Annotated in this window: 22 protein-coding genes; 8 read left to right on the forward strand and 14 right to left on the reverse strand. The window is 60.2% G+C overall.

The window, feature by feature from the left end; genetic code table 11:
* Positions 1 to 95 precede the first annotated feature (95 nt).
* Complete coding sequence (locus CCX46_RS30045) at positions 96 to 656, forward strand: chorismate--pyruvate lyase family protein (RefSeq protein ID WP_127930262.1); 561 nt, start codon at positions 96 to 98, stop codon at positions 654 to 656.
* The gene (ubiA, locus tag CCX46_RS30050) at positions 656 to 1,546 is read left to right on the forward strand and encodes a 4-hydroxybenzoate octaprenyltransferase (protein WP_127930263.1); all 891 of its coding nucleotides are present in this window, start codon (positions 656 to 658) and stop codon (positions 1,544 to 1,546) included. Before CCX46_RS30045 ends, ubiA begins: the two co-directional genes overlap by 1 nt.
* Before the next feature lie 112 nt (positions 1,547 to 1,658).
* Here ubiA and CCX46_RS30055 read toward each other — a convergent pair whose 3' ends face one another.
* Positions 1,659 to 2,042 (reverse strand): COG4315 family predicted lipoprotein, encoded by a 384-nt coding sequence (locus CCX46_RS30055; protein ID WP_127930264.1) that lies wholly within the window; start codon positions 2,040 to 2,042, stop codon positions 1,659 to 1,661.
* A 151-nt stretch (positions 2,043 to 2,193) separates the two neighbouring features.
* Here CCX46_RS30055 and phoB point away from each other — a divergent pair, with 151 nt between their 5' ends.
* The 3 genes from phoB to CCX46_RS30070 all read left to right on the forward strand — a co-directional run bounded on the left by phoB (position 2,194) and on the right by CCX46_RS30070 (position 5,760).
* Positions 2,194 to 2,883, forward strand: a complete 690-nt coding sequence (phoB, locus tag CCX46_RS30060; RefSeq protein ID WP_007896474.1) for a phosphate regulon transcriptional regulator PhoB — start codon at positions 2,194 to 2,196, stop codon at positions 2,881 to 2,883.
* A 139-nt stretch (positions 2,884 to 3,022) separates the two neighbouring features.
* Positions 3,023 to 4,309 carry a phosphate regulon sensor histidine kinase PhoR gene (phoR, locus tag CCX46_RS30065; RefSeq protein ID WP_238704425.1) on the forward strand — a complete coding sequence of 429 codons (1,287 nt, stop codon included), beginning with the start codon at positions 3,023 to 3,025 and terminating at the stop codon, positions 4,307 to 4,309.
* Positions 4,310 to 4,419: 110 nt separating this feature from the next.
* On the forward strand, positions 4,420 to 5,760 hold the full coding sequence (locus CCX46_RS30070; protein WP_095119766.1) for a hemolysin family protein: 1,341 nt from the start codon (positions 4,420 to 4,422) through the stop codon (positions 5,758 to 5,760).
* A gap of 114 nt (positions 5,761 to 5,874) precedes the next feature.
* On the opposite strand, the gene CCX46_RS30075 is transcribed toward CCX46_RS30070, so the two are convergent.
* The 8 genes from CCX46_RS30075 to CCX46_RS30110 form a co-directional block, all read right to left on the reverse strand.
* The gene (locus CCX46_RS30075) at positions 5,875 to 6,771 is read right to left on the reverse strand and encodes a peptidoglycan DD-metalloendopeptidase family protein (RefSeq protein ID WP_127930266.1); all 897 of its coding nucleotides are present in this window, start codon (positions 6,769 to 6,771) and stop codon (positions 5,875 to 5,877) included.
* Positions 6,772 to 6,980: 209 nt separating this feature from the next.
* Positions 6,981 to 7,937, reverse strand: a complete 957-nt coding sequence (locus CCX46_RS30080) for a response regulator (RefSeq protein WP_095119764.1) — start codon at positions 7,935 to 7,937, stop codon at positions 6,981 to 6,983.
* Between the two features lie 177 nt (positions 7,938 to 8,114).
* Positions 8,115 to 8,876, reverse strand: coding sequence for a phosphate signaling complex protein PhoU (phoU, locus tag CCX46_RS30085; RefSeq protein ID WP_016985766.1), 762 nt, complete (start codon positions 8,874 to 8,876; stop codon positions 8,115 to 8,117).
* Between the two features lie 125 nt (positions 8,877 to 9,001).
* Entirely contained in the window at positions 9,002 to 9,835 is an 834-nt protein-coding gene (gene pstB, locus CCX46_RS30090; protein WP_034152104.1) for a phosphate ABC transporter ATP-binding protein PstB, read from the reverse strand.
* A gap of 144 nt (positions 9,836 to 9,979) precedes the next feature.
* A complete protein-coding gene (gene pstA, locus CCX46_RS30095; protein ID WP_007920248.1) occupies positions 9,980 to 11,650 on the reverse strand; it encodes a phosphate ABC transporter permease PstA in 1,671 nt (556 codons plus the stop codon).
* 16 nt (positions 11,651 to 11,666) lie between these two features.
* Entirely contained in the window at positions 11,667 to 13,700 is a 2,034-nt protein-coding gene (locus CCX46_RS30100; protein WP_174245149.1) for an ABC transporter permease subunit, read from the reverse strand.
* A gap of 422 nt (positions 13,701 to 14,122) precedes the next feature.
* Complete coding sequence (locus CCX46_RS30105) at positions 14,123 to 15,121, reverse strand: phosphate ABC transporter substrate-binding protein PstS (protein WP_122660264.1); 999 nt, start codon at positions 15,119 to 15,121, stop codon at positions 14,123 to 14,125.
* A gap of 240 nt (positions 15,122 to 15,361) precedes the next feature.
* Positions 15,362 to 16,660 carry an MFS transporter gene (locus CCX46_RS30110; protein WP_127930268.1) on the reverse strand — a complete coding sequence of 433 codons (1,299 nt, stop codon included), beginning with the start codon at positions 16,658 to 16,660 and terminating at the stop codon, positions 15,362 to 15,364.
* Between the two features lie 377 nt (positions 16,661 to 17,037).
* Here CCX46_RS30110 and CCX46_RS30115 point away from each other — a divergent pair, with 377 nt between their 5' ends.
* Complete coding sequence (locus tag CCX46_RS30115; RefSeq protein ID WP_003229628.1) at positions 17,038 to 17,442, forward strand: acyl-CoA thioesterase; 405 nt, start codon at positions 17,038 to 17,040, stop codon at positions 17,440 to 17,442.
* Positions 17,443 to 17,500: 58 nt separating this feature from the next.
* Positions 17,501 to 18,400 carry a D-hexose-6-phosphate mutarotase gene (locus CCX46_RS30120; protein ID WP_127930269.1) on the forward strand — a complete coding sequence of 300 codons (900 nt, stop codon included), beginning with the start codon at positions 17,501 to 17,503 and terminating at the stop codon, positions 18,398 to 18,400.
* Positions 18,401 to 18,526: 126 nt separating this feature from the next.
* On the opposite strand, the gene CCX46_RS30125 is transcribed toward CCX46_RS30120, so the two are convergent.
* The 5 genes from CCX46_RS30125 to CCX46_RS30150 all read right to left on the reverse strand — a co-directional run bounded on the left by CCX46_RS30125 (position 18,527) and on the right by CCX46_RS30150 (position 22,337).
* Positions 18,527 to 19,063 (reverse strand): DUF3299 domain-containing protein, encoded by a 537-nt coding sequence (locus CCX46_RS30125; protein WP_127930270.1) that lies wholly within the window; start codon positions 19,061 to 19,063, stop codon positions 18,527 to 18,529.
* Between the two features lie 93 nt (positions 19,064 to 19,156).
* Complete coding sequence (locus tag CCX46_RS30130) at positions 19,157 to 19,402, reverse strand: GlsB/YeaQ/YmgE family stress response membrane protein (RefSeq protein WP_095187854.1); 246 nt, start codon at positions 19,400 to 19,402, stop codon at positions 19,157 to 19,159.
* A 109-nt stretch (positions 19,403 to 19,511) separates the two neighbouring features.
* Positions 19,512 to 20,594 (reverse strand): 5-(carboxyamino)imidazole ribonucleotide synthase, encoded by a 1,083-nt coding sequence (locus CCX46_RS30135; protein WP_127930271.1) that lies wholly within the window; start codon positions 20,592 to 20,594, stop codon positions 19,512 to 19,514.
* Between the two features lie 10 nt (positions 20,595 to 20,604).
* The gene (purE, locus tag CCX46_RS30140) at positions 20,605 to 21,096 is read right to left on the reverse strand and encodes a 5-(carboxyamino)imidazole ribonucleotide mutase (RefSeq protein ID WP_127930272.1); all 492 of its coding nucleotides are present in this window, start codon (positions 21,094 to 21,096) and stop codon (positions 20,605 to 20,607) included.
* 332 nt (positions 21,097 to 21,428) lie between these two features.
* A complete protein-coding gene (locus CCX46_RS30150; RefSeq protein WP_127930274.1) occupies positions 21,429 to 22,337 on the reverse strand; it encodes a LysR substrate-binding domain-containing protein in 909 nt (302 codons plus the stop codon).
* A gap of 180 nt (positions 22,338 to 22,517) precedes the next feature.
* Here CCX46_RS30150 and aspA point away from each other — a divergent pair, with 180 nt between their 5' ends.
* Entirely contained in the window at positions 22,518 to 23,942 is a 1,425-nt protein-coding gene (aspA, locus tag CCX46_RS30155) for an aspartate ammonia-lyase (RefSeq protein WP_064116482.1), read from the forward strand.
* Positions 23,943 to 24,195 lie beyond the last annotated feature (253 nt).

The following is a 24,195-nucleotide window of genomic DNA, read 5'->3' on the forward strand; positions in this document are numbered from 1 at the left end:
CAAGCCTGTTCGGCGCAATGGCGCCCCGGATCAATCAATAGCGCAGCTCGCCATGGTAAGCTCGCCGCCTCATTTGCGGCCAATAATGACTCATTGTGCAACATTCAAATGCCTGCCCGACCCCGCTCTGGCTGACCCAAAGCCGACTGACGCCCCTCCCCGATTCGTTGACCCTCGATTGGCTGTTCGACGAAGGCTCCCTCACCCGCCGCCTGACCCGGCTGTCCAGCGATGGCTTCAGCGTCACGCCGCTGTTCGAAGGCTGGGACACCCTGCGCGCTGACGAATGTGCCGCGCTGGATCTGGCCGATGGCAGCGAAGGCTGGGTGCGCGAAGTGTATTTGCGCGGCCACGGCGAAGCCTGGGTGTTTGCCCGCAGCGTGGCATCGCGCGAAGCCTTGCAGGGCGACGGTTTGCACATGGATGAGCTGGGCAGCCGCTCGCTGGGCGAATTGCTGTTTTGCGATCAGGCGTTCCAGCGCCGCGCCCTCGAAGTTTGCCACTACCCTGAACAATGGCTGCCACAAGACGCAAAAGCGCCTGAGCTGTGGGGCCGGCGTTCGCGCTTTGATCGTGGCGCGCTGAGCGTCCTGGTTGCGGAAATCTTCCTGCCGAGCCTGTGGAATGCCGCCCGCGCCCATCCGGAGAACTGCTGATGTATCAGAGCCTGCTCAAGTCGCTGAATCGCTTGAACCCGCGTGCCTGGGATTTCATTCAGTTGACGCGGATGGACAAGCCGATCGGCATTTACCTGCTGCTATGGCCGACCCTATGGGCGTTGTGGATTGCCGGCAAGGGCTCGCCGTCGCTGGCCAATGTGGTGATTTTCGTCCTCGGCGTGGTGCTGACCCGCGCCGGCGGCTGCGTGATCAACGACTGGGCTGATCGCAAGGTCGACGGCCACGTCAAGCGCACCGCGCAACGGCCATTGGCTGCGGGCAGAATCAGCTCGAAAGAAGCGCTGGTGTTCTTCGCCCTGTTGATGGGCGTGAGTTTTCTGCTGGTGCTGTGCACCAACGCACCGACCATTTGGCTGTCGCTGGGCGGTTTGGCGCTGGCATTCACGTATCCGTTCATGAAGCGCTACACCTATTACCCGCAAGTGGTGCTGGGCGCGGCGTTCTCGTGGGGCATGCCGATGGCGTTCACGGCCGAGACCGGTGAGTTGCCGGCGGCAGCGTGGCTGCTGTGGATCGCCAACCTGCTGTGGACGGTGGGTTACGACACCTATTACGCGATGACCGATCGCGATGACGATTTGAAGATTGGTGTGAAGTCGACGGCGATTCTCTTCGGCGAGGCGGATCGGGTGATCATCCTGAGCTTGCAGGCGTTGTCGCTGGGGTGCCTGCTGCTGGCGGGGTCGAAATTCGAGTTGGGAATCTGGTTCCATCTTGGCTTGCTGGTGGCTGCTGGCTGTTATGCCTGGGAATTCTGGTACACCCGCGATCGTGACCGCATGCGTTGTTTCAAGGCGTTTTTGCACAACCACTGGGCCGGGTTGGCGATTTTCGTCGGGATCGTGCTGGATTACGCGTTGCGCTAAACACCAATCAATGTAGGAGTGAGCCTGCTCGCGATAGCGGTGTGTCAGTTAACGAAAATGCCGACTGATACACCGCTATCGCGAGCAGGCTCACTCCTACAGGGGACCGCGTTTACTTGGCTTTGGCGACTTTCCAGGCACCGTCCATTTTGCCGTCACCGGTCATGTCGCCGGCTTTCTTGTCCATCACGAAGGTGTACAGCGGCATGCCTTGATAGGCCCATTGCATTGAGCCGTCGTCACGTTTGATGACAGTCCAGTCACCCATCGACTTGTCACCCGCCGCCGCCATCAACGGCGGCCAGTTCGTTGCGCACTTGTCATTGCACATGGACTTGCCCGCAGAGTCTTTGGCGAAGGTATACAGGGTCATGCCCTTGTGGTCGGTGTACATGCCGTCCTTCTCCATCGCCGGATCCGCAGCCAGTGCAAATCCAGGCAATGTCAGGGCCGCAGCCATCAGCAGGGCTTTGAAAGAAACAGTCATTTGAGTCATGGAAACCTTCTTTTGTGGTTGTCAGGATTCGGACTTAGAGCTTAGTTGAGGATTTGCACAATCGCCGCCGGGCGAAAATACTGTCACACGACTGCAATAATTCCGTTATCTAATGCGGCGCAAGACAGTTAAATGACAAGAGGATTAAGGCATGGTTGGCAGGAGCATTCTGATCGTCGACGACGAAGCGCCCATTCGCGAAATGATCGCCGTTGCGTTGGAAATGGCCGGCTATGACTGCCTCGAGGCAGAGAACTCGCAGCAGGCCCACGCCATCATCGTCGACCGCAAGCCGGACCTGATCCTGCTCGACTGGATGCTGCCCGGCACCTCCGGTATCGAACTGGCCCGTCGCCTGAAGCGCGATGAACTGACCGGGGACATCCCGATCATCATGCTCACCGCCAAGGGCGAAGAGGACAACAAGATCCAGGGTCTGGAAGTCGGCGCCGACGACTACATCACCAAACCGTTTTCCCCACGCGAACTGGTCGCCCGTCTCAAAGCCGTGCTGCGCCGCGCCGGTCCGACCGACGGCGAAGCGCCGATCGAAGTTGGCGGCCTGTTGCTCGACCCGATCAGCCACCGCGTGACCATCGACGGCAAACCGGCCGAGATGGGCCCGACCGAATACCGTCTGCTGCAATTCTTCATGACCCACCAGGAACGCGCCTACACCCGTGGCCAGTTGCTGGATCAGGTCTGGGGCGGCAACGTCTACGTTGAAGAACGCACCGTCGACGTGCACATCCGCCGCCTGCGCAAGGCCCTCGGCGACGCCTACGAAAATCTGGTACAAACCGTGCGCGGCACCGGCTACCGGTTTTCCACCAAAGCATAAAAAAACAGCTGCAAGCTTCTAGCTACAAGCGGCAAGTAACAGCGAGCCGCTCTGACTTGTAGCTTGCAGCTTGAAACTTGAAGCTGCGGCTAAGGACGCCCCCGTGAATCAAAATTGGCATGGCACCCTGATTCGCCACATGCTGCTGCTGGTCACCGCCTGCCTGGTGATCGGCCTGATCACCGGCTATTACGGCTGGAGCCTCGCGGCGGGTCTGGGGATTTATCTGGGCTGGACGCTCAAGCAATTGCTGCGGCTGCACGAGTGGCTGCGCCAGCACCAACCCGATGAAGCACCGCCCGACGGCTATGGGCTGTGGGGCGAGGTGTTCGACAGCATCTACCACCTGCAACGCCGTGATCAACGCGTACGCGGGCGCCTGCAAGCGGTGATCGACCGGGTGCAGGAATCCACCGCCGCGCTGAAAGACGCGGTGATCATGCTCGACAGTGACGGCAACCTGGAATGGTGGAACCGCGCCGCCGAAACCCTGCTCGGCCTCAAGACCCCGCAGGACAGTGGCCAACCGGTGACCAACCTCGTGCGCCATCCGCGCTTCAAGGAATACTTCGAGCAGGACAGCTACGCCGAGCCGCTGGAAATCCCCTCGCCAACCAACGATCGCGTGCGCATTCAGCTGTACCTGACCCGCTACGGCAACAATGAACACCTGATGCTGGTGCGCGACGTCACGCGTATCCATCAGCTGGAACAGATGCGCAAAGACTTCATCGCCAACGTCTCCCACGAATTGCGCACGCCGCTGACGGTGATCTGCGGCTATCTGGAAACCCTGCTCGACAACGTCGAAGAAGTGAACCCGCGCTGGAGTCGCGCTCTGCAGCAGATGCAACAACAGGGCGGACGCATGCAGACGCTGCTCAACGATTTGTTGTTGCTGGCGAAACTCGAAGCCACTGATTACCCGTCGGACAACCAGCCGGTGCAGGTCGACACCCTGCTGCAATCGATCAAGAGCGATGCGCAGCAATTGTCCGGCGCGAAGAACCAACGCATCAGCCTCGAAGCCGATGTCAGCCTGTTGCTCAAGGGCAGCGAAGCGGAGTTGCGCAGCGCATTTTCCAATCTGGTGTTCAACGCGGTGAAATACACCCCGGCCGAGGGCAACATCCGCATTCGCTGGTGGGGTGACGATCAGGGCGCGCACCTGAGCGTGCAGGATTCCGGGATCGGCATCGACAGCAAACACTTGCCGCGCCTGACCGAACGCTTCTACCGCGTCGACTCCAGCCGCAACTCCAACACTGGCGGCACTGGCCTGGGTCTGGCCATCGTCAAGCACGTGTTGCTGCGCCACCGCGCACGCATGGAGATCAGCAGCGTGCCCGGTCACGGCAGCACGTTCACCTGCCATTTCGCCCCGGCTCAGGTGGCCCAGGCGCGGGCGATCAGCGCCGCTGAGTAATGTCGCACTAGGCAATCGCCAGGTCAGCCGCTACATTGGCTGACTTGTGCCTGCCTTTCAGGCGCGACTTTTCTCTCTTTTGAATCACACGGAACCCGCAAAACTCCATCATGGACCCTTCCCCTGGCTTGTCCCTCGCTACAATTTTCGCCGACTTCGGCATGATCCTTTTCGCTCTGATCCTGGTTTTGCTCAACGGCTTTTTCGTTGCGGCGGAATTCGCCATGGTCAAACTGCGCTCGACCCGGGTCGAGGCCATCGCTGAACAGAACGGCTGGCGCGGGCATATCCTGCGCACCGTGCACAGTCAGCTCGATGCGTACCTCTCGGCGTGCCAGCTCGGTATCACCCTCGCCTCGCTTGGCCTTGGCTGGGTTGGTGAGCCGGCGTTCGCACACATCCTCGAACCGCTGCTGAGCGCGGTCGGCGTGCAGTCGCCGGAGATCGTCAAAGGTGTGTCGTTCTTCACCGCGTTCTTCATCATTTCGTACCTGCACATCGTGGTCGGCGAACTGGCCCCGAAATCCTGGGCGATCCGTAAACCCGAGCTGCTGTCGCTGTGGACGGCGGTGCCGCTGTACCTGTTCTACTGGGCGATGTACCCGGCGATCTACCTGCTCAACGCCAGCGCCAACGCGATTCTGCGTATCGCCGGTCAGGGCGAACCCGGCCCGCACCACGAACACCATTACAGCCGCGAAGAACTGAAACTGATCCTGCACTCCAGCCGTGGCCAGGATCCGAGCGATCAGGGCATGCGTGTATTAGCGTCGGCGGTGGAAATGGGCGAGCTGGAAGTGGTCGACTGGGCCAACTCCCGCGAAGACCTGATCACGCTGGAATTCAACGCACCGCTGAAAGAAATCCTGGCGATGTTCCGTCGCCACAAGTTCAGCCGTTATCCGGTGTACGACAGCGAGCGTCAGGAGTTCGTCGGCCTGCTGCACATCAAGGATCTGCTGCTGGAACTGGCGGCGCTGGACCACATTCCCGAGTCGTTCAACCTGGCTGAACTGACCCGCCCGCTGGAGCGCGTGTCACGGCACATGCCGCTGTCGCAGTTGCTGGAGCAGTTCCGCAAGGGCGGCTCGCACTTCGCCGTGGTCGAGGAGGCTGACGGCAACATCATCGGCTACCTGACCATGGAAGACGTGCTGGAAGTGCTGGTCGGCGACATTCAGGACGAACACCGCAAGGCTGAGCGCGGGATCCTCGCCTATCAGCCGGGCAAGCTCTTGGTGCGTGGTGACACGCCGCTGTTCAAGGTGGAACGCCTGCTGGGCATCGACCTTGATCACATCGAAGCGGAAACCCTCGCCGGGCTGGTCTACGAAACCCTGAAACGGGTGCCGGAAGAGGAAGAAGTGCTGGAAGTCGAAGGCCTGCGGATCATCATCAAGAAGATGAAAGGGCCGAAGATTGTGCTGGCGAAGGTGTTGATGCTGGATTGATGGGCTGATCCGGCACCGCGCCGATTCCTTCGCGAGCAGGCTCGCTCCCACAGTTGAAATGCATTCCAGGGTGGGAGCGAGCCTGCTCGCGAAGGCGTCAGATCAGATACCTCATCACTGTTTGCCCAACGCAAAGTTGGGCAACGCCCCCAGCGGCTGGTTGAACTGATACGGAATCGACACCAACCCATCCCCCGTATTGCGCTGCACAACAAAGTGCAAATGCGGGCCGCTGCTGTTGCCAGTGTTGCCTGACAGCGCCAACGGACTGCCCACCGTCACCCTTTGCCCCTCGCGCACGCTCACCGAACCTTGTTTGAGGTGCAGGTACACGCCCATGGTGCCGTCGTCGTGTAGCACCCGCACGAAATTGCCGGAAGCATCATTACCGCGCCCGCTCTGGGAATTCTCGGTCTTCACCACCACCCCGGCCCGCGCGGCAATGATCGGCGTGCCGACCGGCATGGCGATGTCCATCGCGTACTTGTTCTTCGGCCCGTAGTGGCTGTATTGGCCGTTGGCGCCCTGACTCAGGCGAAACGGCCCACCGCGCCATGGCAGCGGATAACGATAGCCCTGTGCGGTTCCAGCGGGGTCACCGAGGGAATAGTGAAATTGCGGCGTGTACACCAGCGGCTGCTTGCCGGACACCGCCGTCAGCAATGCCAACCGCGTATTGCTGCGCGCCGGCAGCACCCGGCGGATGGTTTGTGCCGGCGCGCCGCGCACATTGCTCATCCCGGTGAACGCCAGCGCCACCTCGACCGGCGCATACAGATCGTTGCGCACGAAGACCACATCGGCACCCTTCTGCTTTTTGATGTCGAGGTACACCTGACGCTCCAGGCGCTCGACCATGCGGTCCTGAAAAACGAACACCTGCGCGCCTTTGCTCGGCCGGTCACTGTACGAGACCACGCCGTTGGCATCGGTGGATTTGTAAATGGTCATGGCCACAGCCGAGGTGGAGGCCATGAAGAGACCACAGAAAAACAGCAGGCGCGCGAGCATGGGCAAGAGTCTGTCGAAAGGAAGGCCTGGAAATGAGCCTAGCAGGTGAAGCAGACCAGGCTAGTCGACAGATGTTTCAAATTGGGCAGTCTGGAAAATGTAAGTCGTAAGTGATGGCCCCTTCGCGAGCAGGCTCGCTCCCACATTTGGAATGCATTCCAGGGTGGGAGCGAGCCTGCTCGCGATAGCGGACTGTCAGGCGACGAAGATCACGCGCCCGGAACGAAGTGCTTCTGCGCCGTGCCGCGTGCGATCAGGCGGGAGATGTAGTCGAGCTTCTGAGCGTCCTGATCGACGAAACGGAAGGTCAGTTGCAGCCAGTCGCTGTCCGGTTTCGGCTCGAACGCGACAACCGCGTGCAAGTAACCGTTGAGACGGGCGATTTCGGCGTTGTCGCCCTGCTCCAGATCGAGCACGGCGCTGTCGAGGATCTGCGGCAGGGTGTCGGTGCGTTTCACCACCAACAACGCTTCCTTGATGCTCAGGGCCTTGATCACGCATTGCTGAGTACCGCTTGGCAGACGCAATTGGCCTTGGCCGCGACCGCTGGCCGGTGCCGACGCGGCGGCGGGTGCCTTGACCGGAGGGCTGTTGAGCAATCCACGGGATGGCGCAGCAGCGGGCGCTGGCGCGGCAGCAACCGGTTTGGCAAACGGGTTGACCGCCGCCGCTGCCGGAGCGCCGCCGACCACGGCAGGCTTGCCGCCGGTCAAGGCGCTCAGGGAATCGTTGCCGAACGCCGAGTTCATCTTGGTCGGCGCGCTGTTCATCAGGGTGTCGAGTTTGCCGACCTTGTTCAGCGCCTGCTTGACCTTGGTCAGCAGTTGCTCGTTGGTGAACGGCTTGCTGACGTAGCCGGAAACACCGGCCTGAATCGCCTGCACGACGTTTTCCTTGTCGCCACGGCTGGTGACCATGACGAACGGCATGGTCTTGAGGTTGTCTTGCTCGCGGCACCAGGTCAGCAGCTCGAGACCGGACATTTCCGGCATTTCCCAGTCGCACAGGACCAGGTCGAAGGCTTCTCTGGCCAGCATGGCCTGAGCCTTTTTACCGTTGACGGCGTCCTCGGTGCGGATCCCCGGGAAGTAATTACGCAGGCACTTTTTCACCAGGTCACGAATGAACGAAGCATCGTCCACGACCAACACACTGATCTTGCTCATCCAACACCCCTATTAAAATCCCGGCAAGCATAACGCTGGCTGATGGCACATTGCCAAAACTCTTCAGTCACGCCGGGACTTTTCGTTCGCGGGTGCTGCTTTTTAATTCGATCTGCCTTGTGAAAAGCACAAACAAAAACGCCCGGCCAAAGGGCCGGGCGCTTTTCTCAGGCAATCTTACTTATCGTCAGCATTGCCCGGAACATTAGCGGTTTCGCCGCTTGTGCCTTCAACTTCTTCCTTCATGCGCTTGAGGCCCATGTGGCGCACGTCGGTGCCGCGCACCAGGTAAATGACCAATTCGGAGATATTGCGCGCGTGGTCGCCGATGCGTTCCAGCGAACGCAGCACCCAGATGATGCTCAAGACCCGCGAGATAGAGCGCGGGTCTTCCATCATGTAGGTCGCCAGCTCGCGCAGCGCGGTCTTGTATTCGCGGTCGATGATCTTGTCGTACTGCGCCACCGACAACGCCAGATCGGCGTCGAAACGGGCAAACGCGTCCAGCGCATCACGGACCATGTTGCGTACCTGGTCGCCGATGTGGCGAACCTCGACGTAACCGCGCGGCGCTTCGCCTTCTTCGCACAGCTGAATCGCACGACGAGCGATCTTGGTCGCCTCGTCACCGATGCGCTCAAGGTCGATCACCGACTTGGAAATGCTGATGATCAAACGCAGGTCGGACGCCGCCGGTTGACGACGGGCAAGAATGCGCAGGCATTCTTCGTCGATGTTGCGTTCCATCTGGTTGATCTGGTCGTCGATCTCGCGCACCTGCTGAGCCAGGCCGGAGTCGGCCTCGATCAGCGCGGTCACCGCGTCGTTGACCTGCTTCTCGACCAGCCCGCCCATGGCCAGGAGGTGGCTGCGCACTTCCTCAAGCTCAGCGTTGAACTGCGCGGAGATGTGGTGGGTAAGACCTTCTTTGGAAATCATGCATTCGCTCCGAAAAAGCGTTTAACCAAGAGCTGCTAGCTACAAGCTGCAAGCTGTTATGTGGTGATCCATGCCGCTTCGCTTCTAACTTGCCGCTTGAAGCTTGCCGCTCGCAGCCGCTTCAATCAGCCATAACGACCGGTGATGTAATCTTCGGTCTGCTTCTTCGCCGGATTGGTGAACAGGGTATCGGTGTCGCCGAATTCCACCAGTTTGCCCATGTACATGAACGCCGTGTAGTCGGACACCCGCGCGGCCTGTTGCATGTTGTGGGTCACGATGACGATGGTGAACTTGGACTTCAGCTCGTAGATCAGCTCTTCGACTTTCAGCGTCGAGATCGGGTCGAGGGCCGAGCACGGCTCGTCGAGCAGCAGCACTTCCGGCTCAACCGCGATGGTACGGGCGATGACCAGACGCTGTTGCTGACCACCGGACAGGCCGAGTGCCGATTCATGCAGACGGTCTTTGACTTCGTCCCACAATGCCGCGCCTTTCAACGCCCACTCGACCGCTTCGTCAAGGACGCGCTTCTTGTTGATGCCCTGAATGCGCAGGCCGTAAACCACGTTTTCGTAGATGGTTTTCGGGAACGGGTTGGGCTTCTGGAACACCATGCCGACGCGACGACGCAGTTCGGCAACGTCTTCGCCCTTGCGATAGATGTTGTTGCCGTAGAGGTTGATCGCGCCTTCTACGCGGCAGCCGTCAACCAGATCGTTCATGCGGTTGAAGGTGCGCAGCAGCGTCGACTTACCGCAGCCGGACGGGCCGATGAACGCGGTCACACGCTGTTTCGGGATGTTCATGCTGACGTCGAACAGTGCTTGTTTCTCACCGTAGTACAGGCTCAGGCCCGGCACTTCGATGGCAACGGTTTCCTGCTCGAGACTGAGGCTTTGCTTGTCGCGGCCCAGGGCAGACATGTTGATGCCGTGGGTGTGTGTTTCGTGCTGCATGGGAGGCTCCCTGTGCTAACAAATTCGGTTCGGTTTTTGTGGGAGCCAGCCTGCTGGCGATTCAGGCGCTGCGGTTTGTCTATGAAACCGCGGTGATGCCTTCGCGAGCAGGCTCGCTCCCACATAAAAATCAGTGCTGCAAAATCAGCTATCCAGTGCTTTGTATTTTTCACGCAGGTGGTTGCGGATATACACCGCCGACAGGTTCAACGTGGCGATCACCAGCACCAGCAACAGCGCCGTGGCGTACACCAGCGGACGCGCCGCCTCGACGTTCGGGCTCTGGAAGCCGACGTCATAGATGTGGAAGCCCAGGTGCATGATCTTCTGATCCAGGTGCAGGTACGGGTAGTTGCCGTCCACCGGCAGCGACGGCGCCAGTTTCACCACACCCACCAGCATCAGCGGCGCCACTTCACCCGCGGCGCGAGCCACGGCGAGGATCATGCCGGTCATCATTGCCGGGCTGGCCATCGGAATGACAATCTTCCAAAGGGTTTCAGCCTTGGTCGCGCCGAGGGCCAACGAGCCTTCACGCACGGTACGTGGAATACGCGCCAGACCTTCCTCGGTCGCCACAATCACCACCGGCACCGCCAGCAGTGCCAGGGTCAACGATGCCCAAAGCAGACCCGGTGTACCGAAGGTCGGCGCCGGCAGTGCTTCGGGGAAGAACAAACGGTCGACCGAACCACCGAGTACATAAACGAAGAAGCCCAGACCGAACACGCCGTAAACGATCGCCGGAACGCCAGCGAGGTTGTTCACCGCGATACGGATGATCCGCGTCAGGGTGTTCTGCTTGGCGTATTCCCGCAGGTACACCGCCGCCAGCACGCCGAACGGGGTGACGATCATCGCCATGATCAACGTCATCATCACGGTGCCGAAGATCGCCGGGAAAATCCCGCCTTCGGTGTTCGCTTCACGCGGGTCGTCCGACAGGAATTCCCAGATCTTGCTGAAGTAGAAGCCGACCTTGGTGAAGGTGCTCATCGCGTTCGGCTGGTAGGCGTGAACCACTTTGCCCAGACCGATTTCGATCTCTTTGCCGTTGGCATCACGAGCGGTCAAGGCATCGCGATTGAACTGCGCATGCAGATCGGCCAGGCGCGCTTCGATGTCCTGATAACGCGCATTCAGCTCGGCACGCTCGGACTCCATGTCCGCTTGCGCGGTAGCGTCGAGCTTGCCTTCCAGTTCCAGTTTGCGACCGTGCAGACGGATGCGCTCCAGACCTGCGTTGATTGCACCGATGTCAGTCTTTTCCAGCGACTTCAGTTGTGCCGCCAGACCGTTCACACGGTTGATTCGCGCCTGCAGCTCAGGCCACGCGGCCTCGCCCTCGGCGATGACTTTGCCATCCTGTTTGACGTTGACCAGGTAGCCGTAGAAATTGCCCCACTCGCGACGCTCGATCGCCATCAGTTCTGGCGGCGTGGTCTGGTTGGTCAGCCACTCGCCGACGATCCAGGTGAAGTCGTTGCCGTTCAGATCACGGTTGCCGACCTTGATCAGCTCGCGGGTCATGAATTCCGGGCCTTCATCGGGCACCGGCAAACCGGCGCTCTTCAGACGGGCGCGAGGCACTTCTTCTTTCTGTACCACTTCACCGATGACCAGGTGATTGGCCTGGCCCGGTACGTCGTAATGGGCGTGGACCAGGTCCGCCGGCCAGAAGTGACCCAGACCGCGCACGGCAATCACGGCCAGCAGGCCAATGGTCATGATGACCGCGATGGACACCGCGCCACCGCTGATCCAGACGCCTGGGGCGCCGCTCTTGAACCATCCTTTCAGGGAGTTCTGTTTCACAGACTTCTACCTTTGCTTAAAGCGACGAGTATTTCTTGCGCAGACGCTGACGAATCAGTTCTGCCAGGGTGTTCATGACGAAGGTGAACAACAGCAGCACCAATGCCGAGAGGAACAGCACGCGGTAGTGGCTGCCGCCGACTTCCGACTCGGGCATTTCCACCGCGACGTTGGCAGCCAGGGTGCGCAGGCCTTCGAACAGGTTCATTTCCATGACCGGGGTGTTACCGGTGGCCATCAGCACGATCATGGTTTCACCGACTGCACGGCCCATGCCGATCATCAGCGCCGAGAAAATCCCCGGGCTGGCGGTCAGGATCACTACGCGAGTCATGGTCTGCCAAGGCGTAGCACCGAGGGCCAGCGAGCCAAGGGTCAGGCCGCGCGGCACACTGAACACGGCGTCTTCAGCGATCGAATAGATGTTCGGGATCACCGCAAAGCCCATGGCCAGACCCACCACCAAAGCGTTGCGCTGGTCGTAGGTGATGCCGAGGTCGTGGGAGATCCACATGCGCATGTCACCGCCGAAGAACCAGTTCTCCATGAACGGGCTCATGTACAGCGACAGCCAGCCCACGAACAGAATCACCGGAATCAGCAGCGCACTTTCCCAGCCATCCGGGACTTTCAGGCGGATCGATTCAGGCAGACGACTGAAGGTGAAACCGGCGACCAGGATGCCGATCGGCAACAACATCAGCAGGCTGAAGATGCCCGGCAGATGTCCTTCGACATACGGCGCGAGGAACAGGCCGGCGAAGAAACCGAGGATCACCGTCGGCATCGCTTCCATCAGCTCGATCACCGGTTTGACCTTGCGGCGCATGCCCGGGGCCATGAAGTAGGCGGTGTAGATTGCCGCAGCGACGGCCAGCGGTGCCGCCAGCAGCATCGCGTAGAACGCGGCTTTCAGGGTGCCGAAGGTCAGTGGCGACAGGCTCAGTTTCGGTTCGAAATCGGTGTTGGCGGCGGTCGATTGCCAGACGTATTTAGGCTCGTCGTAGTTCTCGTACCAGACCTTGCTCCACAGCGCGCTCCACGAGACTTCCGGGTGTGGGTTGTCGAGCAGCAACGGTTGCAGCTTGCCGCCGGCTTCGACGATCACGCGGTTGGCGCGTGGCGACAGACCGAACAGGCCTTGGCCTTCAACCACCTGATCGACCAGCAAGGTGCGGTGCGCGGTGCTGTGGAACACGCCGAGCTTGCCGCTGGCATCCAGCGCGAGAAAGCCTTTGCGACGCTCTTCAGCACTGATTTCAACGATTGGCGTGGTGCCCATCTGGAAGGTGCGGATCTGCTTAAGACGCAGCTCACCATCGGTGTCACGGGCCATGAACCACTGGGCCAGACCACCTTTTGAGTCACCGACGATCAGCGAGATACCGCCGACCAGTTGCGTGGTTGCGGTGACTTCAGCGTCGGCGTTTTCCAGCAGTTTGTAGCGACCGTTGAGGCTCTTGTCGCGCAGGCTGAAGACATCGGCCTGGGCACGACCGTTGACCACGTACAGCCATTGCTGGCGCGGGTCGACGAAGATGTTTTTCACCGGCTCAGTCATCTGCGGCAGATCGATACGCTTCTGCTCGTTGGTGACTTCACCAGTCATCATGTTTTCTTCGCTGGTCAGCGACAGCACATTGAGTTGCGAACCGGTCGAACCGACCAGCATCAGGGTCGTGTCGGAGGCGTTGAGGCTGACATGCTCCAGCGCACCACCGGCTTCGTTAAGCGCGATCGGTGCCTCGCCGTACGGATACTCGATGGCCGGGCTGATGGTTTTCTTGCCATCGGGGTAGCTGACTTTATAGGTGTGGCGGAACACCAGCGCCTGACCATTGGACAGGCCCACGGCCACCAGCGGATGGCCCGGCTGGTCTTCACCAATCGAGGTTACGGTGGCGCCGGCAGGCACCGGCAGATCGACGCGCTTCAGCTCAGCGCCACTGTCGATATCAAAGAACAATGCCTGGCCCTTGTCGGAAACACGCATGGCCACCTGATTCTGCTCTTCGAGCGAAATCATCAGCGGCTTGCCGGCGTCCTGCATCCAGGCTGGGGTGATCGAGTCTTTCGCGGTCAGGTCGGCACCCTGGAACAGCGGCGCAACCACGTAGGCGAGGAAGAAGAAGATCAGGGTGATGGCTGCCAGTACCGCGAGACCGCCAACGAGGACGTACCAGCGGGTGAAGCGATCCTTGAGCGCGCGAATGCGGCGCTTGCGTTGCAGCTCAGGCGTATTGAAATCAATGCGCTTGGGAGGATTAGTAGTCATTTGGGAATTGGCCAGATCATTCATGCGCTCACCCTAGCGATCCTGTATGACAGAAAGATGACAATGCAGTGACGCAGCAAATCCACCGCCAGCGGGACTGGCAGAGGATCAAAAATTTGAGGTGTGTAAAAGGCCGGTCTGCGCGCAGATCTGGCCTTTCACCTGAGTCCGGTGGGGCTCACTCCGGACTCAATTTGTTACTTCTTTGCGACAGCGCCGCCTTCCTGCAGACCCAGGTCAGCCAGTGCTTTTGCAGCAACCTTGGCTGGCAGAGGGATGTAGCCGTCTTTCACTACCACTTCCTGGCCCTGTTTCGACAGCACCAGTTTCACGAACTCGGCTTCCAGCGGAGCCAGAGGCTTGTTCGGGGCTTTGTTGACGTACACGTAGAGGAAACGCGACAGCGGGTACTTGCCGTTCAGGGCGTTTTCTTCGGTGTCTTCGATGAAGTCGGTGCTGCCTTTCTTGGCCAGAGGAACGGTCTTCACGCTGGCAGTCTTGTAACCGATGCCCGAGTAACCGATGCCGTTCAGCGAGGAGCTGATCGACTGCACAACCGACGCCGAACCAGGTTGTTCGTTAACGTTTGGTTTGTAGTCGCCTTTGCACAGGGCTTCTTCTTTGAAGTAGCCGTAGGTGCCGGATACCGAGTTACGACCGAACAGCTGAACTGGCTTGTTGGCCAGGTCGCCGGTCACGCCCAGGTCGCCCCAGGTTTTCACGTCGGCTTTGGCGCCACACAGACGGGTCGACGAGAAGATCGCGTCAACCTGCTCCATGGTCAGGTGCTGGATCGGGTTGTCTTTGTGTACGAAGACAGCCAAGGCATCCACGGCCACCGGGATAGCGGTTGGCTTGTAGCCGTACTTCTGCTCGAAGGCCGCCAGTTCGGTGTCCTTCATCTTGCGGCTCATCGGGCCCAGGTTGGAGGTGCCTTCAGTCAGCGCAGGTGGCGCAGTGGCGGAGCCAGCGGCCTGAATCTGGATGTTGACGTTCGGGTATTCTTTTTTGTAGTTCTCAGCCCAGAGGGTCATGAGGTTGGCCAGGGTATCGGAGCCGACGCTGGACAGGTTGCCCGACACACCAGTGGTCTTGGTGTAGCTCGGGATAGCAGGGTCAACAGCGGCAACCGCGTTGGCAGTCGCAACGCCAGCAGCGACAAAAGTCATTGCCGCCATCAAACGCTTCAGTTTCATGCCTTACTCCTAGCAGATAGGGTGTGTTAAGTCGGGGCCAAGTATCAGCAGGCCGTGTGAACACTCTATGGCTGAAATATGACAATTGGATGAAAGGCCAGCATGTCGCGACAGATCGTTCCCACGCTCTGCGTGGGAACGCCGCCATGGACGCTCTGCGTACGCATTTGAGAAGTGACGCGGAGCGTCACAGGATGCATTCCCACGCGGAGCGTGGGAACGATCAGGCGGGAGAGAAAATCAGCGGCCCTTCTTCCACAGCCACGCCCCGACCAGAATCCCCATCGTGCACAGCACCGCTACATAGTAGGCAGGCCCCATCGCACTTTCTTTCAACAACAGACTGACCACCATCGGCGTCAACCCGCCAAAAATCGCGTAAGCCACGTTATACGAGAACGACAACCCGCTGAAGCGCACCACCGGCGGAAACGCTTTGACCATTACATATGGCACCGCACCAATGGTGCCCACCAGAAAACCGGTCAACGCGTACAGCGGGAACAGCCAGTTCGGATGATCGGCAAGGCTGTGATAGAAGGTCCAGGAGCTGGCCAGCAAGCCCAGGCAACCAAACACAAACACGCGACCTGCGCCAAAGCGATCCGCCAGTGCGCCGGAAATGATGCAGCCAATGCTCAGAAACACGATCGCCAGACTGTTCGATTGCAACGACTCGGTCGGCGAGAAGTGATAGACCGTTTGCAGCACGGTCGGCGTCATCAGAATGACCACGACGATCCCGGCCGACAGCAACCAGGTCAGCAGCATCGAGATCGCAATCGCGCCGCGATGATCACGCAGCACCGCACGCAGCGGCACTTCTTCAGCCAGGGCTTTGCGCAGTTGCAGTTCGGCAAATACCGGGGTCTCGTGCAGCCAACGGCGCAGGTAGACCGAGAACAGGCCGAACACACCGCCCAGCAGGAATGGAATCCGCCAGGCGTAATCGGAAACCTCTGCTGGCGTATAAATGCTGTTGATCGCCGTGGCGACCAGCGAACCGAGCAGAATACCGGCGGTCAGCCCGCTGGTGAGGGTGCCACAGGCGTAACCCATGTGCTTTTGCGGAACGTGTTCGGAAACGAAGACCCATGCCCCCGGCACTTCACCGCCAATCGCCGCACCTTGAATGACCCGCATCAATAGAAGAAGGATCGGCGCCCACATGCCGATCTGCGCATACGTTGGCAGCAGGCCCATGATCAGGGTCGGCACGGCCATCATGAAAATGCTCAGGGTGAACATCTTCTTGCGCCCCAGCAGGTCGCCGAAGTGCGCCATGACGATGCCGCCCAGCGGCCGCGCGAGGTAGCCGGCGGCGAAGATGCCGAAGGTCTGCATCAGGCGCAGCCACTCGGGCATGTCAGCCGGGAAGAACAGCTTGCCGACCACGGTGGCGAAGAAAACAAAGATGATGAAATCGTAGAATTCCAGCGCGCCGCCAAGGGCGGACAGCGACAGAGTCTTGTAGTCGTTGCGGGTCAACGGTCGTGCGGGTTGCTCGGGCTGCGCGAGGCTCGAAGGCGCTGTGGTCATGGCAAGGGCTTCTCTTATAGTCGGATCTGCCGCCACAACAACGCTGGCGGTGGCTTGGGCAGGTTCGGCACCATAGCAAATTGTTCGAAAAAGCACATAGAGGCGCGTAATTGACGGTCAAAATCAGAACCGGATGGTCGTCGTGGAGTCTACCGACCGATATACTCGCAACCTGCTCCGGTTTGTAAGGGGTTGCTGTGCGAAAACGTCGTTGGCCCGGCCTTTGCTCGGGATTAGCCGGTTTCGCAGAGTTTCTCCTTTAGGCGCCTGATGGAAAACGTGACGAACGTAGTATGTTCGGTGCTGAATCGTTTTTCCCGAAGACGGCTACCACCAGCAATACCAACGAAGAGTCACGGGTCAGAGGCACCCCCGGCATGATAGAGCTCGAACAAGAAGATCCGATCCCGCAAGGCGACCTGGCCCTGCAAATCACTGCGCTCCCGCGCGAAACCAACGGCTTTGGCGATATTTTCGGCGGCTGGCTGGTAGCGCAGATGGATTTGGCCGGCACCGCAATGGCCAGCCGTGTCGCTGGCGGACGCGTCGCCACCGTCGCCATCGACCGCATGGCGTTCCTTGTGCCTGTGGCAGTCGGTGCGCAATTGTCCTTCTATACCCAGACCCTGGAAATCGGCCGCAGCTCGATCCAGATGATGGTCGAAGTGTGGAGCGACGATCCGCTGTCCAGCGAGTGGCGTAAAGTGACCGAAGCGGTTTTCGTCTTCGTCGCCATCGACGGCAGCGGCCGCACTCGCTCGGTTCCGCCACGCGCGCGTTAAACCTCGCGGCCGTTTTGCGGTCGATAACCGTCCCAAGTGTCTGATCGAGAGCTGCCCCATGAACACGCCCAACGTTGAAGCGGTGAAACTGGATGAACTGAACTGCTGGCGCATCCGCCACGGTCAGGCCGAAGTGCTGGTGGCCCAGCAAGGCGCGCACATCCTCAGTTATCAAATCGATGGGCAGCCGCCGATCATCTGGCTCAACGACAAGGCCGAGTTCAAGACGGGCAAAAGCATTCGCGCCGGCGTGCCGGTGTGCTGGCCGTGGTTCGGCAAGTTCGAACGCAACCCGCAGAACGTGCAGGCCATGTACACCGGCGAGCAACCGGCACCCGCGCATGGTCTGGTGCGAGCGATGGATTGGGAACTGGGCGGCATCGAATCAGAGGCTGACGGTATCAAGGTCGAGTTCAAGCTGCCCTACCCCGAAGGTGGCCTGCCGGGCTGGCCGCATCAGGTCGATCTGACCCTGACCCTGCATTTGTCCGAGCAATTGAGCTTCAGCCTGACCAGCCATAACCGTGGCAGTGACACCGTCAGCCTGAGTCAGGCGCTGCACACCTATTTCGCGGTCAGTGATGTGCGCAATGTGCACGTCGAAGGCGTGGATGGTTTGAATTACATCGAGACGCTGGATGACTGGAAAACCACCAGTCAGCAAGGCGATCTGCAATTTGCCGGTGAGACCGACCGCATCTACCTCGATGCGCCGCCACAACTGAGCATTGTCGACCCGGCCTGGGAAAGACGCATTGTGCTGACGGCCACAGGTTCACGCACGGCAGTGATCTGGAACCCGTGGATCGATCGCGCAGCAGCGTTGGCGGATATGGATAACGATGGCTGGCAGCGCATGCTGTGCATCGAGACGGCGAATGTGATGGATGACATCGTCACGCTGGCGCCGGGGGCGAGTCATACCATGGGCGTCAGCGTCGCCCGCGAACCGCTCTAACCAGCACTGCAATACAAAATGTGGGAGCGAGCCTGCTCGCGAAGGCGTTGTATCAGTCAACATTCAAATGACTGATACACCGCTTTCGCGAGCAGGCTCGCTCCCACAGTTGTTTGGTGGTGATTGTTAGAGATCGGACTCCTGCACCACCCGCACCTTGTCCGCCTCCAGCGCATACGCCGCATCGGCCAGATCATTGCTGACCTTTTCAACCTTCAGCGTGCCGGTCACCCACAGTGGCGTGTAGATATCGTCCAGTTTCAAACCTTTCGGATACCGCACCAGCACCAGTTGATTCGGTGGCGGTGGCGGCACGTGGATGCACGCGCCCGGATACGGCACGAGGAAGAACAACGTGCTGCGACCCTTGGCGTCGGACTCCAGCGGCACCGGATAACCGCCGATGCGAATGTGTTTGTCGTTCATCGACGCCACGGTCTTGGTCGAATACATCACCGCCGGCAGACCTTTGGCCTGCTTCATCCCGCCCTTCTCGGTGAAGGTGCCGGTGGCTTCCGGGGAGTTGTGGTCGATTTCAGGCATGGCCTCGAGGGCCTTTTGATCCGACTTGGGCATCAGTTCGAGCCAGTCGGTTTCCGGCAGTTCGCCAGCGTGGGCCAAACCGCTGCCCAGGAAAAGGAGAGTCAACAGAAGATGGCGCATGAAAGTGCTCGGTATAGAAAGGAAGGAACAATGAATCGCCGAGCATTCTAGCCCTCCCGGCCACGTTGGCCGAGAGGGCTTTGTCGCTTTGGATCAGTTCTTTTTGATCAGACCGTAGATCACCAGCAACACGATCGCGCCGACCAGTGCGCCGATGAAACCTGCGCCCTCGCCCGCGCGATAGATGCCCAGAGCCTGGCCGCCGTAAGTGGCTGCCAGCGAACCGCCGATACCGAGCAGGATGGTCATGATCCAGCCCATGCTGTCATCGCCCGGTTTCAGGAACCGAGCCAGCAGGCCGACGATCAAGCCGATAAAGATGGTTCCGATAATTCCCATGGCAATTCCCTCTCAAAGATAGATATGCGAAGCCTAGTCAGACTTTGGCATCCTGCCATGAGAGAACGGCGGCCCCTGAATGGTTCCGCCGCTGCCACATGAAACTGTTTTACTCGGCGATCAGCGCTTCGACCTTGACGATCTGCGCCTGCAGCGTGGCCATGTCGGCGCAACGCAGGTTGGCGTGACCGACCTTGCGCCCGGCCTTGAAGGCCTTGCCGTAGTGATGCAGATGGCAGTCTTCGATGGCGATGACTTTCTCAACCGGCGGTACCACACCGATGAAGTTAAGCATCGCGCTCTCGCCGACCTTGGCCGTCGAACCCAGCGGCAGGCCGGCAACGGCGCGCAGGTGGTTTTCGAACTGGCTGCACTCGGCGCCTTCAGTGGTCCAGTGCCCGGAGTTGTGCACGCGCGGTGCGATTTCGTTGGCTTTCAGGCCACCGTCGACTTCAAAGAACTCGAACGCCATCACGCCGACGTAGTTCAACTGCTTGAGCACGCGGCTCGAGTAGTCTTCGGCCAACGCCTGCAACGGGTGATTGGTGCTGGCCACGGACAGCTTGAGGATGCCGCTGTCGTGGGTGTTGTGCACCAACGGATAGAACTTCGTTTCACCATCGCGGGCACGCACGGCGATCAGCGAGACTTCACCGGTGAACGGCACAAAGCCTTCCAGCAGGCAGGACACGCTGCCCAGTTCGGCGAAGGTACCCACCACGTCTTCCGGTTTGCGCAGGACTTTCTGACCTTTGCCGTCATAACCCAGGGTGCGGGTTTTCAATACGGCCGGCAGGCCGATCGAAGCGACCGCGGCGTCCAGATCGGCTTGCGATTGAATGTCGGCGAAGGCCGGAGTCGGGATGCCCAGGTCCTTGAACATGCTCTTTTCGAACCAGCGGTCGCGAGCGATGCGCAGGGCTTCGGCGCTCGGGTAGACCGGGACGAATTGCGAGAGGAATGCCACGGTTTCGGCCGGGACGCTTTCGAATTCGAAGGTCACCAGATCGACTTCATCGGCCAATTGGCGCAGATGATCCTGATCGCCGTAATCGGCCCGCAGGTGTTCGCCCAGCGCGGCCGCACAGGCGTCCGGCGCAGGGTCGAGGAAAGCGAAGTTCATGCCCAGCGGGGTGCCCGCCAGGGCCAACATGCGACCCAACTGGCCGCCACCGATTACACCGATCTTCATCTCAACAACCTCAGGCAATACGTGGGTCTGGATTGTCCAGGACGCTGTCTGTCTGCTCGGCACGGAAGGTTTTCAGCACCGTGTGGAACTGTGGATGCTTGGCACCGAGGATGCTCGCCGAGAGCAAGGCTGCGTTGATTGCGCCGGCCTTGCCGATGGCCAGAGTGGCGACCGGAATGCCCGCTGGCATCTGCACGATCGACAGCAGCGAGTCGACGCCCGAGAGCATGGCCGACTGCACCGGCACGCCCAGCACCGGCAGGTGGGTCTTGGCCGCACACATGCCTGGCAAGTGGGCTGCGCCACCGGCACCGGCGATAATCACCTCGATGCCGCGGCTTTCAGCCTCTTCGGCGTACTGGAACAGCAGATCCGGGGTGCGGTGGGCAGAGACCACTTTGACCTCGTACGGGATGCCGAGCTTTTCCAGCATATCGGCGGTGTGGCTAAGGGTGGACCAATCGGACTTGGAGCCCATGATCACGCCAACCAGTGCACTCATCGTCGCGCCTCTTCTCTCTGGAGCGCCCGCAGGCGCGTCATAAAACAACAAGCCACGCAGGTTGCGTGGCTTGATTGTACGAAAAATGGCCGGACGTGCCGGCCGAAGGCCGCGCAGTATACCGCAAAGAAAGCAATAAACAGCCCCCCGCGCGACCATCTGTCATCTGCCGCAAATGCCCGGTTTTATTGACTTGAAGGTCAGCGCAGACACACCTCAAATTCCATTGTGGGAGCGAGCCTGCTCGCGAAGAGGGAGTATCAGTCAACATTGATGCTGCCTGACCCACCGCATTCGCGAGCAGGCTCGCTCCCACAGGGCTGCGGGTGTGTTCAAGAGTTTTGTGCAGCGCCACCCTCGAGCTTGCGCCACAGCAGACGGACGTTGGCTTTGCGCACCAAGGCGCAGCGATACAGGCGAATCTCCAGCGGCACGTGCCACTGCGGGCCGCCACAGACCACCAGTTCGCCGCGAGCCAGCTCAGCACGCACGCTCAGCTGCGGAACCCAGGCAATCCCGAGGCCTTCCAACGCCATGCTCTTCAGACTGTCAGCCATCGCGGTTTCGTAAATAGTGGTGAAACGCAGCTGCCGCTGACGCAACAAACCATTCACCGAGCGACCAAGAAACGCCCCGGCGCTATAGGCCAGCAACGGCACGCTCGCCTCCCCTTCCAGATCGAACAACGGCTTGCCCTCGGCATCCGCCGCACAGACCGGGAGCATTTCCGTCTGACCCAAATGCAGCGAGGGGAAGATTTCCGGGTCCATCTGCATCGCCGCATCCGGGTCGTAGAACGCCAGCATCAGATCGCAGCCACCTTCACGCAACGCATGCACCGCGTCGCCGACGTTGGTTGCGACCAAACGCGTGGCGATGTTCAGGCCTTCATTACGCAGTTGCGCGATCCAGCGCGGGAAGAAACCCAAGGCCAGCGAGTGAGCGGCAGCGACCTGCATCACCTCGCCCTGCCCGCCTTCCAGATGATGCAGATGGCGCAGCACTTCACCGAGCTGTTCGACCACGGTGCGCGCAGTGACCAGAAACAGCTGCCCCGCCGCCGTCAGTTCGATCGGCGTGCGCGAGCGGTTGACCAGAGTCAGCCCCAGCGCCGCTTCGAGGCTGCGGATCCGCCGACTGAAGGCCGGCTGGGTCACGAAGCGTCGTTCAGCGGCCTGCGAGAAGCTGCGGGTGGCGGCCAGAGCACTGAAGTCCTCGAGCCATTTGCTTTCCAGATTCATCACGTCCTCCCGGACACGCACCAAAACAGGTCACACGTCTGCCGCGCAGGCGGCGTCACATGGGCATTATGCCGAATGTGCATAGGGCAGTGCTGAACAGCATTGGCCCAAAATTTCCCACAAGCCTAGCATTCGCAGCGTTCCGGCACAGACCGGGTCCATATCGAGATGATTTCTATCATGTCCTCCGCTGCATCTTTCCGCACAGAAAACGACCTGCTTGGCGCCCTCGAAGTACCGGCTCAAGCGTATTACGGCATCCAGACCCTGCGAGCGGTGAACAACTTCCGCCTCTCCGGCGTTCCGATTTCGCATTACCCGAAACTGGTTGTCGGTCTGGCAATGGTCAAACAGGCCGCTGCTGACGCCAACCGCGAGTTGGGTCACCTGAGCGAAGCCAAGCACGCTGCCATCAGCGAAGCCTGTGCCCGATTGATCCGCGGTGATTTCCACGAAGAGTTCGTGGTCGACATGATTCAAGGTGGCGCCGGTACTTCCACCAACATGAACGCCAACGAAGTGATCGCCAACATTGCGCTCGAAGCAATGGGTCATCAGAAAGGCGAGTACCAGTACCTGCACCCGAACGACGACGTCAACATGGCGCAGTCGACCAACGACGCCTACCCGACCGCGATCCGCTTGGGTCTGCTGCTCGGTCACGACACCCTGCTGGCCAGCCTCGACAGCCTGATTCAGGCGTTCGCGGCCAAGGGCAAAGAATTCGATCACGTCCTGAAAATGGGCCGTACCCAGCTGCAAGACGCCGTGCCGATGACCCTCGGCCAGGAATTCCGTGCCTTCGCCACCACCATGGGCGAAGACCTGGCCCGTCTCAAGACGCTGGCCCCGGAACTACTGACTGAAGTGAACCTCGGTGGCACTGCGATCGGTACCGGCATCAACGCCGACCCGCGTTATCAAGCGCTCGCGGTACAGCGTCTGGCCCTGATCAGCGGTCAACCGCTGGTTCCAGCCGCCGACCTGATCGAAGCGACTTCCGACATGGGCGCCTTCGTGCTGTTCTCCGGCATGCTCAAGCGCACCGCGGTCAAGCTGTCGAAGATCTGCAACGACCTGCGCCTGCTGTCCAGCGGCCCACGCACCGGCATCAACGAAATCAACCTGCCAGCGCGTCAGCCAGGCAGCTCGATCATGCCCGGCAAGGTCAACCCGGTCATCCCGGAAGCGGTTAACCAAGTGGCGTTCCAAGTAATTGGTAACGACCTGGCGCTGACCATGGCAGCCGAAGGCGGCCAGCTGCAGCTGAACGTGATGGAGCCACTGATCGCTTTCAAGATCTTCGACTCGATCCGCCTGCTGCAACGCGCCATGGACATGCTGCGCGAGCACTGCATCGTCGGCATCACCGCCAACGAAGCGCGCTGCCGTGAACTGGTCGAACACTCGATCGGTCTGGTCACCGCACTGAACCCGTACATCGGCTACAAAAACGCCACCCGCATCGCCGGTCTCGCCCTTGAAAGCGGCCGCGGCGTGCTGGAACTGGTGCGCGAAGAAGGTCTGCTCGACGAAGCCATGCTCGCCGACATCCTGCGCCCGGAAAACATGATTGCTCCACGTCTGGTTCCGCTCAAAGCCTGAACCGACGCTTTACTTGTAGCACCGCTCACCAGGTCGAGGGACTAGACACCTCTCACCTTTTGAGGGCTTGGGGATTTAGTCCCCAAGCCCTTTTTTTTAACTTTCTGACCCTGAGACCCGTATGTCTGGGGACTGCTCGCTCTCACAGAAGAGCAGTTCCTGCACAAGCCCGGCGCCGGTAACGCCGGGTGTTTCAAAGCCTCGTTTCGTCGCTTGCACCACTACCGTGCAGACGGGCGCGTCACTGATCGGT

It is taken from the genome of Pseudomonas sp. RU47, from assembly GCF_004011755.1.
Lineage (GTDB): Bacteria > Pseudomonadota > Gammaproteobacteria > Pseudomonadales > Pseudomonadaceae > Aquipseudomonas.

What these genes read in the sequence shown, in the direction of transcription:
- CCX46_RS30110 (WP_127930268.1), bottom strand. Translation starts at nt 16,660, where the DNA reads ATGACCACAGCGCCTTCGAGCCTCGCGCAGCCCGAGCAACCCGCACGA.
- pstB (WP_034152104.1), bottom strand. Translation starts at nt 9,835, where the DNA reads ATGCAGCACGAAACACACACCCACGGCATCAACATGTCTGCCCTGGGC.
- CCX46_RS30150 (WP_127930274.1), bottom strand. Translation starts at nt 22,337, where the DNA reads ATGAATCTGGAAAGCAAATGGCTCGAGGACTTCAGTGCTCTGGCCGCC.
- CCX46_RS30135 (WP_127930271.1), bottom strand. Translation starts at nt 20,594, where the DNA reads ATGAAGATCGGTGTAATCGGTGGCGGCCAGTTGGGTCGCATGTTGGCC.
- CCX46_RS30075 (WP_127930266.1), bottom strand. Translation starts at nt 6,771, where the DNA reads ATGCTCGCGCGCCTGCTGTTTTTCTGTGGTCTCTTCATGGCCTCCACC.
- CCX46_RS30125 (WP_127930270.1), bottom strand. Translation starts at nt 19,063, where the DNA reads ATGCGCCATCTTCTGTTGACTCTCCTTTTCCTGGGCAGCGGTTTGGCC.
- CCX46_RS30100 (WP_174245149.1), bottom strand. Translation starts at nt 13,700, where the DNA reads ATGCAGGACGCCGGCAAGCCGCTGATGATTTCGCTCGAAGAGCAGAAT.
- CCX46_RS30070 (WP_095119766.1), top strand. Translation starts at nt 4,420, where the DNA reads ATGGACCCTTCCCCTGGCTTGTCCCTCGCTACAATTTTCGCCGACTTC.
- purE (WP_127930272.1), bottom strand. Translation starts at nt 21,096, where the DNA reads ATGAGTGCACTGGTTGGCGTGATCATGGGCTCCAAGTCCGATTGGTCC.
- phoR (WP_238704425.1), top strand. Translation starts at nt 3,023, where the DNA reads ATGCTGCTGCTGGTCACCGCCTGCCTGGTGATCGGCCTGATCACCGGC.
- CCX46_RS30055 (WP_127930264.1), bottom strand. Translation starts at nt 2,042, where the DNA reads ATGACTCAAATGACTGTTTCTTTCAAAGCCCTGCTGATGGCTGCGGCC.
- CCX46_RS30080 (WP_095119764.1), bottom strand. Translation starts at nt 7,937, where the DNA reads ATGAGCAAGATCAGTGTGTTGGTCGTGGACGATGCTTCGTTCATTCGT.
- CCX46_RS30105 (WP_122660264.1), bottom strand. Translation starts at nt 15,121, where the DNA reads ATGAAACTGAAGCGTTTGATGGCGGCAATGACTTTTGTCGCTGCTGGC.
- CCX46_RS30130 (WP_095187854.1), bottom strand. Translation starts at nt 19,402, where the DNA reads ATGGGAATTATCGGAACCATCTTTATCGGCTTGATCGTCGGCCTGCTG.
- CCX46_RS30120 (WP_127930269.1), top strand. Translation starts at nt 17,501, where the DNA reads ATGAACACGCCCAACGTTGAAGCGGTGAAACTGGATGAACTGAACTGC.
- CCX46_RS30115 (WP_003229628.1), top strand. Translation starts at nt 17,038, where the DNA reads ATGATAGAGCTCGAACAAGAAGATCCGATCCCGCAAGGCGACCTGGCC.
- phoU (WP_016985766.1), bottom strand. Translation starts at nt 8,876, where the DNA reads ATGATTTCCAAAGAAGGTCTTACCCACCACATCTCCGCGCAGTTCAAC.
- aspA (WP_064116482.1), top strand. Translation starts at nt 22,518, where the DNA reads ATGTCCTCCGCTGCATCTTTCCGCACAGAAAACGACCTGCTTGGCGCC.
- ubiA (WP_127930263.1), top strand. Translation starts at nt 656, where the DNA reads ATGTATCAGAGCCTGCTCAAGTCGCTGAATCGCTTGAACCCGCGTGCC.
- phoB (WP_007896474.1), top strand. Translation starts at nt 2,194, where the DNA reads ATGGTTGGCAGGAGCATTCTGATCGTCGACGACGAAGCGCCCATTCGC.